Source organism: Arthrobacter livingstonensis (assembly GCF_003219815.1).
Taxonomy (GTDB): Bacteria; Actinomycetota; Actinomycetes; order Actinomycetales; family Micrococcaceae; genus Specibacter; species Specibacter livingstonensis.
The window spans coordinates 202382-217691 of sequence record NZ_QJVD01000004.1 but is presented as its reverse complement, the minus strand read 5'-3'; the positions used below and the strand labels follow the sequence as shown (position 1 = coordinate 217691).

General features: G+C 65.4%; 15 protein-coding genes and 2 tRNA genes. 9 read left to right on the top strand and 8 right to left on the bottom strand.

The window, feature by feature from the left end; translation table 11 throughout:
* Positions 1-93: 93 nt before the first annotated feature.
* The 6 genes from CVV68_RS05730 (at position 94) to CVV68_RS05705 (ending at position 4286) form a co-directional block, all read left to right on the top strand.
* Complete coding sequence (locus CVV68_RS05730; protein ID WP_110500038.1) at positions 94-813, top strand: IclR family transcriptional regulator; 720 nt, start codon at positions 94-96, stop codon at positions 811-813.
* 115 nt (positions 814-928) lie between these two features.
* Positions 929-1459, top strand: a complete 531-nt coding sequence (locus CVV68_RS05725; RefSeq protein ID WP_110500037.1) for a DUF1697 domain-containing protein — start codon at positions 929-931, stop codon at positions 1457-1459.
* Positions 1460-1590: 131 nt separating this feature from the next.
* Entirely contained in the window at positions 1591-2385 is a 795-nt protein-coding gene (locus CVV68_RS05720; RefSeq protein ID WP_110500036.1) for a hypothetical protein, read from the top strand.
* 16 nt (positions 2386-2401) lie between these two features.
* Positions 2402-3136: a class F sortase gene (locus CVV68_RS05715; protein ID WP_110500035.1), complete on the top strand. Its 735-nt coding sequence runs from the start codon at positions 2402-2404 to the stop codon at positions 3134-3136.
* An 82-nt stretch (positions 3137-3218) separates the two neighbouring features.
* On the top strand, positions 3219-3629 hold the full coding sequence (locus tag CVV68_RS23805; protein WP_211320730.1) for a cupredoxin domain-containing protein: 411 nt from the start codon (positions 3219-3221) through the stop codon (positions 3627-3629).
* Between the two features lie 39 nt (positions 3630-3668).
* On the top strand, positions 3669-4286 hold the full coding sequence (locus CVV68_RS05705; protein WP_110500034.1) for a hypothetical protein: 618 nt from the start codon (positions 3669-3671) through the stop codon (positions 4284-4286).
* A 500-nt stretch (positions 4287-4786) separates the two neighbouring features.
* Here CVV68_RS05705 and CVV68_RS05700 read toward each other — a convergent pair whose 3' ends face one another.
* From CVV68_RS05700 to CVV68_RS05685, 4 genes are all read right to left on the bottom strand, one after another.
* Positions 4787-6400, bottom strand: coding sequence for a GTPase (locus CVV68_RS05700; RefSeq protein WP_110500033.1), 1614 nt, complete (start codon positions 6398-6400; stop codon positions 4787-4789).
* Complete coding sequence (locus CVV68_RS05695; RefSeq protein WP_245933361.1) at positions 6397-8187, bottom strand: dynamin family protein; 1791 nt, start codon at positions 8185-8187, stop codon at positions 6397-6399. The genes CVV68_RS05700 and CVV68_RS05695 overlap by 4 nt, the downstream gene beginning before the upstream one ends.
* A gap of 231 nt (positions 8188-8418) precedes the next feature.
* Positions 8419-8494 (bottom strand) — tRNA-Glu (locus CVV68_RS05690).
* Between the two features lie 89 nt (positions 8495-8583).
* Positions 8584-8655, bottom strand: a tRNA-Gln gene (locus CVV68_RS05685).
* A gap of 289 nt (positions 8656-8944) precedes the next feature.
* Here CVV68_RS05685 and CVV68_RS05680 point away from each other — a divergent pair.
* Positions 8945-10792, top strand: coding sequence for a TIGR03767 family metallophosphoesterase (locus CVV68_RS05680; RefSeq protein ID WP_110500031.1), 1848 nt, complete (start codon positions 8945-8947; stop codon positions 10790-10792).
* Here the strand turns inward: CVV68_RS05680 and CVV68_RS05675 are convergent.
* From CVV68_RS05675 to CVV68_RS05660, 4 genes are all read right to left on the bottom strand, one after another.
* Positions 10789-11598, bottom strand: a complete 810-nt coding sequence (locus CVV68_RS05675) for an HAD family hydrolase (protein ID WP_110500080.1) — start codon at positions 11596-11598, stop codon at positions 10789-10791. The two genes, CVV68_RS05680 and CVV68_RS05675, sit on opposite strands and share 4 nt — an antisense overlap.
* Before the next feature lie 6 nt (positions 11599-11604).
* On the bottom strand, positions 11605-13104 hold the full coding sequence (gltX, locus tag CVV68_RS05670) for a glutamate--tRNA ligase (RefSeq protein WP_110500030.1): 1500 nt from the start codon (positions 13102-13104) through the stop codon (positions 11605-11607).
* Positions 13105-13247: 143 nt separating this feature from the next.
* Positions 13248-13781 (bottom strand): hypothetical protein, encoded by a 534-nt coding sequence (locus CVV68_RS05665; RefSeq protein ID WP_110500029.1) that lies wholly within the window; start codon positions 13779-13781, stop codon positions 13248-13250.
* A complete protein-coding gene (locus CVV68_RS05660; protein ID WP_110500028.1) occupies positions 13774-14247 on the bottom strand; it encodes a hypothetical protein in 474 nt (157 codons plus the stop codon). Before CVV68_RS05660 ends, CVV68_RS05665 begins: the two co-directional genes overlap by 8 nt.
* A 135-nt stretch (positions 14248-14382) precedes the next feature.
* On the opposite strand from CVV68_RS05660, the gene CVV68_RS05655 reads away from it, so the two are divergent.
* Both CVV68_RS05655 and CVV68_RS05650 read left to right on the top strand, forming a co-directional pair.
* Positions 14383-14745, top strand: a complete 363-nt coding sequence (locus tag CVV68_RS05655) for an ArsR/SmtB family transcription factor (protein WP_110500027.1) — start codon at positions 14383-14385, stop codon at positions 14743-14745.
* The gene (locus CVV68_RS05650) at positions 14742-15239 is read left to right on the top strand and encodes an SRPBCC family protein (RefSeq protein WP_110500026.1); all 498 of its coding nucleotides are present in this window, start codon (positions 14742-14744) and stop codon (positions 15237-15239) included. Before CVV68_RS05655 ends, CVV68_RS05650 begins: the two co-directional genes overlap by 4 nt.
* Positions 15240-15310 lie beyond the last annotated feature (71 nt).

The following is a 15310-nucleotide window of genomic DNA, read 5'->3' as shown; positions in this document are numbered from 1 at the left end:
GGTGGTTTGTATGTGTCCACTGTTCCAGCGTTGCTGGCGCAGAAGCCAGCCCGTCGATTTGCATCTCACATAATGAGACGTCAATATCATTACATGGACAATTCTAGCGGCGTTGGCGTCATCGATAAAGCGGCCCTTGTGCTTGATGCACTTGAGGCGGGCCCCACCACCCTGGCGCAGCTCGTCGCGGCCACCGGTTTGGCCCGTCCCACCGTGCACAGGTTGGCACTTGCCCTGGTACATCACCGGCTGGTCAGCCGGGACATGCAGGGGCGTTTTGTGCTGGGCAGCCGCCTGGTGGAGCTCGCTTCGGCTGCGGGCGAGGACCGGCTGATTGCGGCCGCCGGCCCCGTTTTGCTCCAGCTGCGCGATTCCACCGGCGAAAGTGCCCAGATCTTCCGCCGCCAGGGTGATTCGCGCGTGTGCGTTGCCTCCGCCGAGCGCCCCATCGGCCTGCGCGACACCATTCCCGTGGGCACCCAACTGACTATGAAGGCCGGTTCCGCCGCGCAGGTCCTGCTCGCCTGGGAAGATCACGAACGCCTGCTCGAGGGCCTGCACAACGCCCGTTTCACCCCCACCGTTCTTGCCGGCGTTCGACGCCGGGGCTGGGGCCAGAGCCTGGGCGAACGTGAGCCGGGGGTTGCGTCCGTTTCAGCCCCGGTGCGCGGACCGTCCGGCCGAGTGATTGCCGCCGTCTCCATCTCCGGCCCGATCGAGCGCCTCACCCGCCAGCCCGGGCGCCTGCACGCCGAGATCGTATGCAATGCCTCCCGCATCCTGACGGAGGCCCTGCGCAAGACGGCGGAATAGCCCGCCGCGCTACGCACCTGGGATCTATGTTGCAGACGTTGGACGAAAATGCCCCATTTTAGGGGAATTCGGTCCATTATCTGCAACACAGAACCGGGGCCGGTAGTGTTTTCCCATGACAAACTACGCGGTGTTCCTGCGCGGCATCAACGTGGGCGGCATCAACATCAAGATGGCCGATCTCCGGCTTGCCCTCGAGACCCTGCCCATCGCCGGCGTTAAAACACTGCTCGCCTCCGGCAACTTTGTGTGTGCAGCTGACGCCCCGGCCGCGGAACTGAAAACGCTGGTGGAAGGCTGCCTGCGGGACAACTTCGGCTACGACGCCTGGGTGGTGGTCCTGGACCAGGCGCGGCTCGCGGCCATCATCGAGGCCTGCCCCTACCCGGCTGACAACAAGGAGCAGCACAGCTACGTCACGCTCGCCTCCGATCCGGCCATCCTAGACGAGCTGGCGACGCTGGGAGGCGAGCTGGCCGGCGTCGAACTGGCCAGGCTCAGCCCGGAAGCCCTCGCCTGGCTGGCACCGGCCGGCGGCACGCTGGACTCACCCTTCAGCAAGTTGTCCGCCAAGGCGAAATACAAAAGCACGACGACGACCCGCAACCTGCGCACGCTGCTCAAGTGCCGCGACGCGATGGGGTAGGGTCCCGACCACCCGAAACGGGCCCAATCACAAAAGAGTTTCAGTTTTTGCCAATCCGCCTGCCAGAGTGCTCCGAATCACCTTTGACGTCCCGAAGATGGGCCGTCACCTAGATGAGGAGAATCTTTACGATGTATAAGAAATCTGCATTCCTGATTGCACCGGCCCTCGCCCTCGCCGCACTGTCCCTTTCGGGTGCCGGTGCCATGGCCGCCGACGGTGGAACCACCACCTACCAGGCCAACCTTGGCGCCGTTAACGGCAGCAATGCCACCGGCAGCGTCATGATCTCCCTGACCGGGGACCAGGCAACGGTCACCGAAAACGTCAGCGGCCTCGCTGCCACGTTCAACGGTGCGCCTTACCCGCACGTACAGCACATCCACATCGATGGGATGGGCACCTGCCCGACTCCGGCTGCCGACACCAGCAAGGACGGGGTCATCAGCACCACCGAAGGCGGCGCCGCCTACGGCAAGATCGGCACCACGCTTTCCAGCAGTGGCGACACCAGCGACAAGGCCGCCTTGGACTTGAAGGTGGCAGGCATGGGCGCTGCGTACTCATATGAGCGCACGTTCACCATGAACGCCGCAACGGTCGCCTCCCTGAAGGCGGGGACGGGCGTTGTGGTGGTCCACGGGCTGGACCCGGCAACCCTGCCGGCCGCAGCCCAGAAGGAAAGGAGCGACCTGGTTCCGAGCCTGCCGCTGGCCGCCACCTCACCGGCACTATGCGGCACCCTTGCAGTGTCCCAGATGGGCGCCATGCCCGGTGGGGCGCCCGGCACGGGTGTGACGCAGGCTGTTGCCCAGACCAGCACCGGCACGTCGCCGGAGCTTGGACTGTTCGCGGGAGCCGGGGCATTGGTACTCGCCACCGGTGCTTTTGTGGCCCTGCGCCGCAAGAAGACCGCGTCGAACTGACGGGGCCTGATTTTCCATGAATAAGCACACCAGCCGCCGCGGGCGCCTCACCGCCTCCGCGGCGGCCGGCGTCCTGCTCACCGGCATTGCTTTCGGCGCCGCGGCCTGCGCCCCGCAAGGGGCGCCGGCCGCGGCACCGGCACCGTCCTCCACGATGGTTGCTTCTGCTCCGGCCACGGCAAGCCCGACGCCGGACGTCTCACCTTCCGCCCTTCCCCTGGCAACCCCAACCACACCGGCCGCACCGAAAAAGCCGGCCAAGCCGGCGACGTCCGGTCCCATCATGCCGGCCTCCGTGCCGGTTAGCCTGCAGGTGCCCGCAGTTGGCATCAACACGGGGCTGGTGCCACTGGGCCAGGCGGCCGACGGGAGCATGGACGTCCCCGGCGGACAGCCGGGCGATCCCGGCGGCTGGTACAAGTACTCGCCCACGCCAGGTCAGCTGGGCCCGGCCGTCATCCTCGGCCACGTCAACAATCTCGCATCGAATGAAGGCCTGTTCTTCCGGCTGCACGAGATGAAGCCTGGACAGCAGTTCTCCGTGGTGCGGGCCGACCACACCGTGGCCGTCTTCCAGGTCGACAAGCTCGCAGAGGTCAAAAAAGCAACATTTCCCACTCTGGCGGTCTACGGCAATACGAACCGCGCCGAAATTCGGCTCATCACCTGTGGCGGTTTTGACGCGGCTTCCGGCGAATACACCGAGAACATCGTGGTCTACGGCCACCTGGTCTCCAGCCACAAATCTTAGCAACGACATGTCCGTAGCAGTCGCCCATCGCACCAGCGGCAGGGCCCCGGCCCGAGCAAATATTTCTTGGGATAGGAAAAACATGAACAAGCAAGGAAATCTGATTGCGGCCACGGCCCTGGCCGCCATGCTGGGCGTGGGTGGCTGCAGCATGGCGGTACCGGCAGGCACCAGCCAGGGCTCAGCGGCACCGGCCGCCGCTGCTTCCGCTGCCCCCATGCCAGCCATGACAGCGTCGGGGGATGCCATGGCCGGAATGATCCACATTGAATCAGGCGCCTACCGTGACGCGGCCCCGGTGCCGGCCGGTTCCATGGTCACCGTGATGAACATGGACAGCGCCGCGTACACCGTCACCTCCGACGACGGCAGCTTCACCGTCAAGGTCCCCGCCGGTGCCATGGCCACCTTCAAGGCCCCTGGCAAGCCCGGCAGCTATCCGTTTCACAGCGACGGCGGCGCCGGCATGCACGGCGTTCTGACAGTGCGCTGACAGGCATGTAATTCCAGCCATCAAGAGGAAGGCAAGGCAATGAACAAGCGCTACCCAACACTGGCCGGACTGGCCCTCGGAGTCATCCTCCTGGGCGGTTGCGCGGCGGAGGCTGCGGCGCCGGCCGCCCCGGCGCCGGCGGCGTCGCAAGGTATCGCATCGGGTTCCGCCAGCTCCCAGACCGGCACCGTTGATGGCACGGAATCCGGCACGGACAAGGCGACCGGAACGCCTCCGGCCGCCGCGGCCATGGTGTGCTCCACGGAAGCAAAAGACAACGTCACCAAGATCCTGGGCCTTTCCGCCGTGCCGAAGACCGCCGACTCGTGGAATGGCACCCAGTACTCGTGCAGCTACACGCTGCCGAACGGAACGTTTGCCATGTCCGTCAACGTGTTCCCCGCGGCCCAGGCTGCCACCGCCGGCGCCAGGACCCTGGCCGCATCGCTGGATGCCGCGCCCATCAAGGGCCTGTCCAACCTGGGACTCCCCGGCTACCAGTCAGCCGACGGCACCGTGGTCTTCGCCAAGGACAACTTCGCCCTGCACGTGGACTCCACGAAATTGGCCGCCAGCGTTGGCGTCAACCACATCACACGGGCCGATTTCGCCTATCAGATGGCCACCACCATCCTGGCCTGCTGGAGCGAACACTAGCGATACAGCCCGTTAGGGTTGCTCGGGGCCCCTCGACCGTGAGGGGCCCGGCCGAAGGGCCCGGCCGAAGGGCCCGGCCGAAGGGCCCTAAGGGCCCGAAGCCGCGGAGCGAGGGTGTGGATCTGCGAGCGGCGACACCTGAATATCATGCTCGACCAGCGGCCGGCGCGGCGACTCGGAATCCACGTGTACTGGTGTTAGCTCCAAAATCGGCGTTGCAGGTACCCGTCCAGAAGCTAACACCAGCACAACCGGCATTCAGCCCAAGCTACCGGCGCATACGTCCGCTGGTGTCATCATCTCGAAGCTCCCAACGGGCCGGGCATCATCGCTGCCAGTCTCAACCACTACTGGCGGCTGGAACCGTCCCCGATGGTGTCATCATCTCGAAGCTCCCACCGGGCCGGGCATCATCGCGGCCAGGCTCAACCACTGCCGGCGGCTGGACCCGTCCCCGAGAGTGTCATCATCTCGAACCTCAAAGTTTCGACGGGCAGGGATCACCCACCGGCGGCGGCGAGGGCGTCCTGGAACGCCCGGTGGCGCACGATTTCGGCCTCCGCGGGATCCACCACCAAAGACCCAGCCGTGCCGGAAACGCTGTCGCGGAGCCGGCGGCGCGCCGCGGCTGCGCGCCCCCGCGACCCGGCCGCGGCAAGGAACCTCGAGGTCACGGCCAGGAAAATCCCCACCACCAGTCCGGCCGCAACCATCAGTGTGGGCAGCGGCCAGCCCTCCACTCGTGGAGCCTCCGGCACGGGCATCTGGAAGTACCCCAGTGCCGCCAGTACGCCCAGCCACACCAGCCCGCCCACGGCCACCAGCAGAGCCAGCCACTGGATCACCGAAAACACCGGCCACCACCAGGCGCGCGTGTTGGCCTTCAAATCCGTCGAGGCGACGGCCTGGTCCAGCGCCTCCGGCAGTGCGGCACGGTTGCTGCGCGCGGCCGCCCGGATCGACGCCCGCCAAGGCCCGGAAGCGCCGTCGCTGACGGCATCGGCAAAACCGCGAACCGCCGAATCCAGCTGTGCCTGCTCTGCCGGGCCCGCCGGAGGCAGGGACGTCCGGTTCACCTCCGACGCCCCTTCCCGGCGCAGGCTCAGCCGGCGCAGCGGGTCCTTCCGGAACCGCGAGACCCACCGTGTCACGGGCCAGCCGGTCCGGCGCGTGGCCTCCAGCCGGTAGGACGTGCGCACGGCTGACACCACAGTCTCCACGTGCACAGCCTCTCCCAGCCCGGCAGCCAGCGCCTTCCGGTCCTGCTGGTGAATCCCGGCCGCGCTCCCGGTTCCCGCCACGGAGCCAAGCCGTTCGGCGGCCACAGCAACATCCGCGGCCAGCCTGGCGGATTGCGCCTGCTTCGACTTGACGACGGCGGCCACCTCGCGGCGGAGTTTGTCCACGCCTTCGCCGGTCACGGCCGAGACGCCCAGCACGGACACCTTGCCGAGCCCGTCACCGTCCAAGATCGAGGACAGCGATTCCAGCACCGGTTTAACCTCAGACATGGCCAGCCGGTCAACCTGGTTGAGCACTATCAGGGTGACGGCCGCGTGGGCTGAAAAGGGACGGATGAAGTCGTTGTGGATCGCGGCGTCCGCGTACTTTTGCGGATCCACCACCCACACCAGGACATCCACCTGCCCCGCCAGCCGCTCCACGGTCTCGCGGTGGGCGCGCTGCACGGAGTCAAAGTCGGGCAGGTCAAGCAGCACCAGCCCGCCGCCCCCATCGGTCAGCCCGGGCACCGGCCCGCCCTCCCGGCGCTCAGAAACCTCCAGCCAATCCAACAGGGGCGCGCTGCCGTCAGGTTGCCAGACCATGGCCAGCGGCTCGCTGGTGGTCGGGCGCCGGACGGCCACGCGAGCGGCATCGGTGCCGGCCACCGCATTGAACAGGGATGACTTTCCGCTGCCCGTCGCGCCAAAGAACCCCACCACCGTGTGGTCGGCGCTCAGCGAACGCCGCGAGGTGGCCCGCTCCAAAACATCGTAAACCTGCTGGAGAGCGGCGTCGTCCAGCCGGCCCTCGCCCAATTCCCGGGCGTCATTGAGCGCCGCCAGCTCGCGGGCCAACGCCGATTCCGTGCGCACGTCGCTGTGCCGGCTCATGCGCCCTCCCCCAGTTTCGCCAGCTTCACGGCCAGCCCGTCTAGCCTGTCCGCCAGCGGCGCAGTGCCGTCCTGCACCGGCCCGATCCGTTCCAGGAAGCGCTGCTGCTGCCGTTCCAGAAGCTCCGCGCAGCGCCCTTCCAGTGATTGCCGGGCCTCGTTGGCCAGCCGTCGCACGGCATCCTCGCCAAACACGGCTTCCAGCAGTTTCTGGCCAACGACGGCGGTGCCCCCCGCGATGCCGATCTCCGCTCCTGTGAGTCCCCCGGTCAGCGAAAACACGACAATCATCAGCACCACGCCCAAGCCGTTCACCCCGAAGGAGAGCCAGCGGGCCTGCGACCGCTTCACTGCCCCTTCGGCCCGGATAAGGTTCAGCACGTCCCCCTGCCAGGCGCGGATCTCGGCGGCCACCTCGGCCGGGAAGCCGGGCGTGGTGCCGGAGAGGTCCTCGGCGCCCAACAACGCCCGTCCCGCGGGGTCGGCACGCCAGCGCTGGTCCGCGTCCTCCGCGGCCCGCGACGCCTGGTCTACAATCACCGCCTGCAGACCAGTTTCAATCGCCGCCTCCACCTTCACGGCAGGCGGCGGCTGCCCCTTGAAGAACGCCCCGATCCGGTCCCGAACCCGGCCGATCCCGCTTTCCATGGCGCGGAAGAAGTCGCCCGTGCCCACAAAGTCCTGCCAACGGGCCAGCACTTCACCGCGCAGCAGGGAGCCGTCGCTGGTGGCCCTCGAAATGCGCATGGCGGCGTCAGCAAACGCATCGGTAACGTCGTCCGCCAACTGGCGGCCGGCGTCATGCTGGTCCCTGGCAGCCTGCGCCAGCCCGGCCACCTTGCCGGACAGCGACCGCACCGTGCCGTTGAGTGTGCGGCGGGCAATCTCGGCGCGGCCCGCCGAGTCCGCGGCGATGTCCCTGAGCCAGCCGGAGATAGGCGCCGAGCTCGCCGACGGAAGCATGCCCATCGCGTCCAGCGCTGCCTCTGGAACCACAAACAACTTCGACTCCCCGAGGCCTTCGCGGGTGAGCATGGCGCGAAGGTCGGCGCCGACCTCCTCCTCGGCGCCGGGCGGCACCCGGTCCAGGACCACGGCCACCAGGATGTCGCGGGAGGCGGCATCCACCAGCAGCTTCCACGGCACGGCATCCGCATACCGGTTGGCCGTGGTGACAAAAAGCCAAAGGTCCGCCGCGGCCAGCAGCTGGGCGGCAAGCTGGCGGTTGTCGTCGGAGATTGAATCGACGTCCGGGGCATCCAGCAGGGCCACGCCTTCGGGGACGGCCGGGTCCGCCACGAGCACCAGGGACTTCATGGCGGATGCGTCCGGGGTGGCGCCGGCCAGGGTGGCGGGCGTGCCGGCCCCGGCCAGCCTGCCGTGGACGCGCGCCAGGGTGGGCAGCACGCGCGTGGAGGTAAACCAGGGCGCATCGGCGGGGTGGTGCAGGAGAATCGGCTGGCGGGTGGTGGGGCGGATGGCCCCGGCGCGGGTGACGGGGTGGCCCGCCAGGGCGTTCACCAGCGTGGACTTCCCGGCCCCCGTGGATCCGCCCACCACCGCCAGCAGCGGGGCGTCCAGGCTGCGGTAGCGGGGCAGGATGTAGTCGTCGAGCTGGCCCAGGGCACTCCGGGCAGTTCGGCGCGCCTCCGCGGTGCCGGGCAGTTCCAGCGCAAGCTCCAGCGACGCGAGTTCGCCGCGAACCGCCTCCAGCAGCGCCACTGCAGCCTCCTGCACCCGGGAGGCTGCGCCGTCGTGCGCGGAATTGGCGGAATTAGTTGGGCTCACAGAATCATCATGCCAGTCCACGCGACAGGCGGACGGCAGGAGGGCGGCATTGCTGTGCGAAATCTGTGAACTTGCATGGCAGGGCCGCTGTTGCTTCCGCAGGCCACGGGGGCCGTTATTACCATTGGCCCCGGCGCACCGACGACTAATGGTAGTAACGACCCCCGGGCGCCAATTTCCGATCGGGCACGCAAAAGGGGCGGAAACCTTTTCAAGTTTCCGCCCCTTGCGTGGTGACCCCAGCGGGATTCGAACCCGCGTTACCGCCGTGAGAGGGCAGCGTACTAGGCCGCTATACGATGGGGCCCTAATACTTCCGCTTTTTGCCGCGCGAACTTCAGAAACAATACCTGAAATTTGCCGTGCATTCCAACCGAAAAGCAGCTTTTGCAAGCGCTGGGATACCAGGACTCGAACCTAGAATGTCGGTACCAGAAACCGATGTGTTGCCAATTACACCATATCCCAAAGGCCACGTTCTGCCGTGAAATCCGCGGGTTTCCCCGGTCCTTCAGCGGCCCTCGCGCCGGGATAAAACTATACCCGAGACTTTGCCAGACGCCAAAACCGGGGGCGGCCTTGCGCCTGAGGCCTTCCTCAGGCCGGGCGGTGCTGTCCGACCTGGCGGCACACCTGCAAAATCCTTGGAGGAGCTTGTTTGGAAATGCACATGAATGGCACGTACGGTGAAGGTGCAGACACCACGGTGACGTGCAGCAGCAATGCCGACCGACTTGACCAAGGACCTTAATTCTCCATGAACCACCCGCACGAACGTAACAACGAATACTTGGCTTGGTCGTCACCGTCCCGCAGGGCAATCATCACCGGTGGCGCCCTGGGACTGGCCGCCCTGGCACTTGCTGGCTGTGAGAGGAAATCACCGTTGCCAGCCCCTTCCGGCTCAGCCATCGCCAAGAATTCCGGTGACGCCCAAGGTCTGACAACGCTTGATGCGCGAATCGTGGCCGGGGACAAGTTGGACCCGAAGAAGCCGTACCGTCGTCTAGCTATGGACGACCCTCAAAAGATGGTTGTTCGGGAAGACCTTTACCACGCCAATGCGAAGCGCTCGGCGACACGCAAGGCCTTGGCAGCCTTTGGTCATATTACCGACACGCACATCATGGACCCAACGTCGCCGGCACAAACGGCCCTCGCGTTTTTGAAACCAACCAGGGAGCTTGCTGACAAGGAAACGGCCTACTTCCGGCCGCAAGATTCGCTGACGATCCAGGTAATGGATGCCATGATTCGCCGCCTCAATGCTGTGCGCCGCGGTCCGGCAACCGGACGCCTCTTTGATTTCTACATCTCGACCGGCGACGCCAGCGACAACCGCGGCACCAACGAGGTTCATGCGTTCATCGAAACGCTCAACGGAGAAAAGACATCAGCCTTTGCATTTCCCGGCAACCCCACCAGCTTGCAATCGCCGATCTCCCTACCGGAGGCCATAGGTCGATTTATCTGGCAGCCGACTCCACCGAAAAGCAATTCACCGTCACGCGTATGGCAGGACAAGTACGGATTTCCCGTCGCGAAACACCTGCTCTTCAGAGCCTCCGAACTCGTATCGACTGAAGGTGCCAATGTCCCGTGGTATTCGGGGTTCGGCAACCACGATCAGCTTGCCCACGGTGGGGTTAGCGCATTGGAGACGCCTATCGAAAACTACTACGCAGCAATGGCCACTTCGGACAAGCTCATAGTGGGACTCCCCAAAGGAGACGACTACAAGTCATTTGTAGAGAAAATGAACTCGTCGACGCAGCCTCAGATCAAGAAGATCCTAGCCACCATGCCGGGCCGATCGGTCAAGCCGTCGGCGGAACGCCGACAGGTGTCGAAGACTGAGTTTATGAGCGCCCACCTCATCAATGCCGGTCCACACGGCCCGGCGGGCCACGGGTTCACAGTAGACAATGTGCGGACGGGAACTGCGTACTACCGGTTCCAGCTAACCGACGGAATGGTTGGGCTCATGCTGGACACGACGGACCCCACCGGTGGCGGTCGCGGGTCCATCGATTCCAAGCAGGCCGCATGGTTGGAGTCCGAATTGAATCGCGTTTCAGCTGTGCGCTATGACGAACAAGGCAATACGGTCTACCAGGACGTAAAGGACCAATTGGTGGTTCTGTTCAGCCACCACCCATCATCTTCTTTCGGACCGCTTCGGACGGGTTCCACTGATAACAAGGCCATCACCAGTCAAGAGCTGATTCATGAGCTGATCGGCTGCTACCCGAATGTGGTCCTGTGGCTTAACGGCCACTACCACCGAAACACCGTTTGGCCACGCAGGAGCAACAATGGCCCGCATGGCTTTTGGGAAGTCAACACTGCTTCGCACGTCGATTTTCCACAGCAATCGCGGTCAGTGGAAGTCATTGACAACATGGATGGTTCGTTGTCGATTGTCGGCGTGATGATAGACCACTCAGATGCCTTGAGACTCAATTACAGCACTCAATTCACATCGGCAGAGCTTGCCGCCTTCAGCGCGGAATTGGCCCTAAACTCACCCGATCCGAGCGCGAAAAAACGCACCGGGGCGGCCAAGGACCAGAACGTGGAGCTGCTGCTCAAGAAGCCGTTCTAAAAAGGTAGAGGTGACGCTGTGAGCGCGCCCAGCTCCCCCAGGCCCACCACCACGCGCACGCAGCTCCCTTCCGCGTCCGAAGGCGCGCCCCTGCCTTTTCTGTCCAGCCAGACCGCCAACAGCCCCGCCCGGGCGGAGCCCACGCCGTCAATTAGGTAGTTATCCCCCACGTACAGGGTCTCGGCCGGCGCGGTGCCGAGCAGCCGGCAGCCTTCCCAAAAAACCTTTGGTTCGGGCTTGGCGGCGTTGACTGTGTCAATGCCCACCAGGACCTCGATGCGCTGCAGGCCGGCGTGGTCCAGCTTGGCGCGCTGGTAATCGTGGACGTTGTTGCTGACGGCACCGTAGGGAATGCCCGCCGCGTCCAGGACGTCCAGGGCCGGGAGGACGTCCGGGTAGGCCTTGATGGAGCGTGGCTGGGCCCGTTCGAAGTCCTCAATCCACTCCTGCTCCGCCCGGGCGTCAAAGCCATGCAGGCGGAGGTGGGTAAATACCGCCCGCGCCCGGAGGCCGCGCTGCTCGCTGAACGTGAACTCGCCCGCCACGTAGCGATCGTAGAAGTTTTCCGCATCCGCCATGTAGAGCGCGGCAAACCCGTCCCAGTCTGCCGTGCCGAAGTCCGGCAGCAGCGCCCTGCCGGCCACAACCATGGCATCCTTCATGGCCGCGTGCAGGTCCACCAGGGTGTCGTCAATGTCAAACAGGACGCCACTGACCGGGCCCGCGACCGGGCCGGTCGGGGCGACCGGGCCGCGGCCCGGGTGCCCCGACCGGCCCGGGGTGTCATTCGCTGCGTTGTGTACCAAGCCCAATTAGCCCCGGAAGGCCTTCAGCCGGGCCAGCGAGGAGTCCTTGCCCAGGATGACCATGGATTCAAACAGGGGCGGGGAGATGCGGCGTCCGGAAACGGCCGTGCGGACGGGGCCAAAGGCCAGCCGCGGCTTCACGCCCAGCCCCTCCACCAGGGCCGCCTTCAGGGCTGCCTGGATGTTCGCGGCCGTCCAGTCCGCCGCCGGCTCCAGAGCCGCCAGGGCTGCATCGAGGACTTCGGTGAGGTTTTCCGGCAGGCCCTTGCGGGCATCGTCGGCGACGTCAACGGCGTCGTCAGCCTTGAAAAGGAAGGACAGCATTTCCGGTGCCTCGTCCAGCAGGGTGATGCGCTCCTGAACCAGCGGGGCGGCCTCGCTGAGGATCTCTTCCTCGCGCGCTGTCAGGGTCTCCCCGAGCACGCCGGCGGCCTTCAGGTACGGGACCAGGCGGTTGCGGAAGTCGGTGGCCTCAAGCATGCGCACATGTGTGCCGTTGATGGCCTCGGCCTTCTTGATGTCGAAGCGGGCGGGGTTGCCCAGGACGTCGTGGATGTCGAAGTTCTCCACGAGCTGTTCGACGGTGAAGATGTCCTCGTCGGCGGAGAGCGACCATCCCAGCAGGGACAGATAATTGAGCAGGCCCTCGGGGATGAAGCCGCGGTCCCGGAGCAGGAACAGGCTTGATTCGGGGTCGCGCTTGGACAGCTTCTTGTTGCCGGCGCCCATCACGTACGGCAGGTGGCCGAACAGCGGCATGTACTTCGCGACGCCCACTGCGTAAAGGGCCTGATACAGGGCCACCTGGCGGGGCGTGGAGGAGAGCAGGTCCTCACCCCGCAGCACGTGCGTGACCCCCATGATGGCGTCGTCCACCGGATTCACCAGCGTGTACAGCGGCGCGCCGTTGGGGCGGACAAGGGCGTAGTCCGGAACTGATCCTGCCTTGAAGTTGATCTCGCCCCGGACCAGGTCTGTGAAGGTGAGGTCCGTGTCCGGCATGCGCAGGCGCAGGGCAGGCAGGCGGCCCTCTGCCTTGAAAGCGGCGATCTGCTCCGCGGAGAGGTCGCGGTCAAAGTTGTCGTAGCCCAGCTTGACGTCCCGGCCGGCGGTCTTGTGGCGGGCCTCAACCTCTTCCGGGGTCGAAAAGGACTCGTAGACGTGCCCGCCTGCCACCAGCTTTTCAATGACGCCCTGGTAGATGTCCCCGCGCTCGGACTGGCGGTAGGGCTCGTGCGGACCGCCCGCTTCAACGCCCTCGTCCCAGTTGATGCCAAGCCATTTGAGCGCGTCCAGGAGCTGGAGGTAGCTTTCCTCGCTGTCCCTCTTGGCGTCCGTGTCCTCGATGCGGAAGACCATCCGCCCGCCGGTGTGGCGGGCGTAGGCCCAGTTGAACAGGGCCGTGCGGATCAGCCCCACATGGGGCGTGCCGGTGGGCGACGGGCAAAACCGCACCCTGACGGGGGTTTCAGCGGTGACAGTGGGGATCTGGGCTGCAATAGTCATGATGTTCCCAGTTTAGACGCCCCGAGCGCGCGCCGGGCGCACGACTGGCGCAGCTGCAAATCGGTGATCCAGTCGCGCCGCAGGCTGCCGCGAGACCACGGGCGCACCTAGGTGAATTCACCAATGCATGTCGGATCGGGTGGTTAGGAAGGCTTCGGCTGAGCCTGTTGGCCGGCGACCTGCAGTACCCAGTCCGGAGTTGTCCGCCCGAGCCTGCCGTCCAGTTCCATGCGAAGCTTGGCCGCAGAAATTTCCGCTTCCACTACAGCCAATGCGAGGGGCTCGACGGCGCCTTCAGCTGTTATTCCACGGTTCCCGGGAGCGTCATCGTCCACCCGCCGGAGACGTGCTTCCCCCTCGACCAAGAGGCTCTCAGGGCGATCGGCCATGACAATCTTTGTCAAGATTCCCCCCGTCACAGGGCTCCGTCGGAACGCCCCCGAGGCAGTCTTGGCTCCCCCGTAAACGATGCGGGCGCCCCCTCCGGCAAAGCGGTCCCGAAATTTGCGGATGGTGCCTTCAGCCCCCGGTTTAGCGGACGGCGAAGCCGCCGATGACCGGCTGACGCCGCTTCCCCGTGCCTTCAACCCGCCAGGAATGAATTCAACAATTTCATAGAGGGCGCCATCATCTCCGGGGCCCACAACTGCGCCATGCTTGGCCGCGTCCTCAATCATTGCCGGGCTCCTCCCTGCTGTTGTCCTTGTCTTCATTGTCCGCCGGCGCCAACGAGGTGTCTATGCCGAGCCGATCTGCAGCACGCTGCAGCGGGTCTTCCCATGCCGCGTCCAGTGCTTCGATATCACTATTTGGTACGCGATCCTCCCTAAGGAACGCCCGAATCATGTCGTTTCCAGCTTTTTGTCTGGCAGGGTGGTCCGACAGTGCCGAGTCGAGGGCCCACTGGACCCTCGTCCACCATTGCGACCGTAACGCCGCCAAGGCATTTTCCGATTGTGCCGCCGCAGCAGCCTTGGTGTTGTCGTCCTGCACTTTTGCCGCCTGACGAAGCGATTTCCACGCAAAAAAGCCAGCGACGCCGGCGCTCAACAAGGCGGCCAACGGACCGAAGGCGCCCAGTACTTCCCACCACTGCACCGGGCCGGACTGCAAGATGACGATGGGGTCCTGAGTGCGCATCATGCCTCAGCCTACGACACGCCCACCACCCCGGCTCCAACTTGGTCTTAGCTTGTGGATATCAATGCCGCACGGCCGTCCCCTGCCCAATAATTTCGCTCTTGACAGCCGGATCCGACCGGCGTAACGTACAACCAAATGGTTGTAGATGAGCTTTGTGAATCCGAGTTGGACCGCCTGTTCCAGGCTTTCGCCGATTCCACCCGACGGGACATTGTCCGTCGGGTGACCGGCGGCGGGCTGTCCGTCTCCGGACTGGCGCGGCACTATGCCATGAGTTTCGCGGCCGTGCAAAAACATGTGGCCGTGCTGGAACGCGCAGACCTTGTCAGCAAGGAAAGGCGCGGAAGGGAGCAGCTGGTGCGCGCCAACCGCGACGGCCTGGAAAGGGCCCGGGCGCTGCTCGACGACTATGAGGCGATCTGGCGGCAGCGGGCCGGGCGGATCGCGGACATCCTTGCAGAGGAAACGGCAGCAGGACAGGGAAGGGAAACACCATGACAGTCATCAGCTCCACCAAAAGCCCCGAGGCACTGAGCCTCGCCATCGTCGCGGAGTTCGACGCCGGCGTCGAACGCGTCTGGCAGATCTGGGAGGATCCGCGCCAGCTCGAACGCTGGTGGGGGCCGCCCACCTGGCCGGCCACGTTCGAGGACTTCGATTTCCAGCCCGGCGGCCAGGCCAGCTACTACATGACCGGACCGGACGGCACCAAGGCCCGCGGGTGGTGGCGCTTTACCGCCATCGGGGCGCCGGACCGGCTGGAGCTCGACGACGGTTTCGCTGACGACACCGGCAACCCCGTCACCGACATGGGGACCGCGCGCATGGCCGTCGCACTTGAGGACATCGGCGGACGCACCCGGATGACCATCACTTCGACCTTTGAAAGCGTGGGGCAAATGGAGAAAATGATCCAGATGGGCATGGAGGAAGGCATGGGGCTGGCGATGGGACAGATCGACGCCATCCTTGCCGGACAGCCCGCCGTGTAAGCAAAAATGCCGCCGCTCCCGCAAAATGCCGCCGTTAAAGCTACGGCAAAATGCGGGAGCGGCGGCATTTT

Excerpts from the sequence above, each read along its gene's own strand:
- CVV68_RS05730 (WP_110500038.1), top strand. The coding sequence starts at position 94 with ATGGACAATTCTAGCGGCGTTGGCGTCATCGATAAAGCGGCCCTTGTG.
- CVV68_RS05725 (WP_110500037.1), top strand. The coding sequence starts at position 929 with ATGACAAACTACGCGGTGTTCCTGCGCGGCATCAACGTGGGCGGCATC.
- CVV68_RS05720 (WP_110500036.1), top strand. The coding sequence starts at position 1,591 with ATGTATAAGAAATCTGCATTCCTGATTGCACCGGCCCTCGCCCTCGCC.
- CVV68_RS05715 (WP_110500035.1), top strand. The coding sequence starts at position 2,402 with ATGAATAAGCACACCAGCCGCCGCGGGCGCCTCACCGCCTCCGCGGCG.
- CVV68_RS23805 (WP_211320730.1), top strand. The coding sequence starts at position 3,219 with ATGAACAAGCAAGGAAATCTGATTGCGGCCACGGCCCTGGCCGCCATG.
- CVV68_RS05705 (WP_110500034.1), top strand. The coding sequence starts at position 3,669 with ATGAACAAGCGCTACCCAACACTGGCCGGACTGGCCCTCGGAGTCATC.
- CVV68_RS05700 (WP_110500033.1), bottom strand. The coding sequence starts at position 6,400 with ATGAGCCGGCACAGCGACGTGCGCACGGAATCGGCGTTGGCCCGCGAG.
- CVV68_RS05680 (WP_110500031.1), top strand. The coding sequence starts at position 8,945 with ATGAACCACCCGCACGAACGTAACAACGAATACTTGGCTTGGTCGTCA.
- gltX (WP_110500030.1), bottom strand. The coding sequence starts at position 13,104 with ATGACTATTGCAGCCCAGATCCCCACTGTCACCGCTGAAACCCCCGTC.
- CVV68_RS05665 (WP_110500029.1), bottom strand. The coding sequence starts at position 13,781 with ATGATTGAGGACGCGGCCAAGCATGGCGCAGTTGTGGGCCCCGGAGAT.
- CVV68_RS05660 (WP_110500028.1), bottom strand. The coding sequence starts at position 14,247 with ATGATGCGCACTCAGGACCCCATCGTCATCTTGCAGTCCGGCCCGGTG.
- CVV68_RS05655 (WP_110500027.1), top strand. The coding sequence starts at position 14,383 with ATGGTTGTAGATGAGCTTTGTGAATCCGAGTTGGACCGCCTGTTCCAG.
- CVV68_RS05650 (WP_110500026.1), top strand. The coding sequence starts at position 14,742 with ATGACAGTCATCAGCTCCACCAAAAGCCCCGAGGCACTGAGCCTCGCC.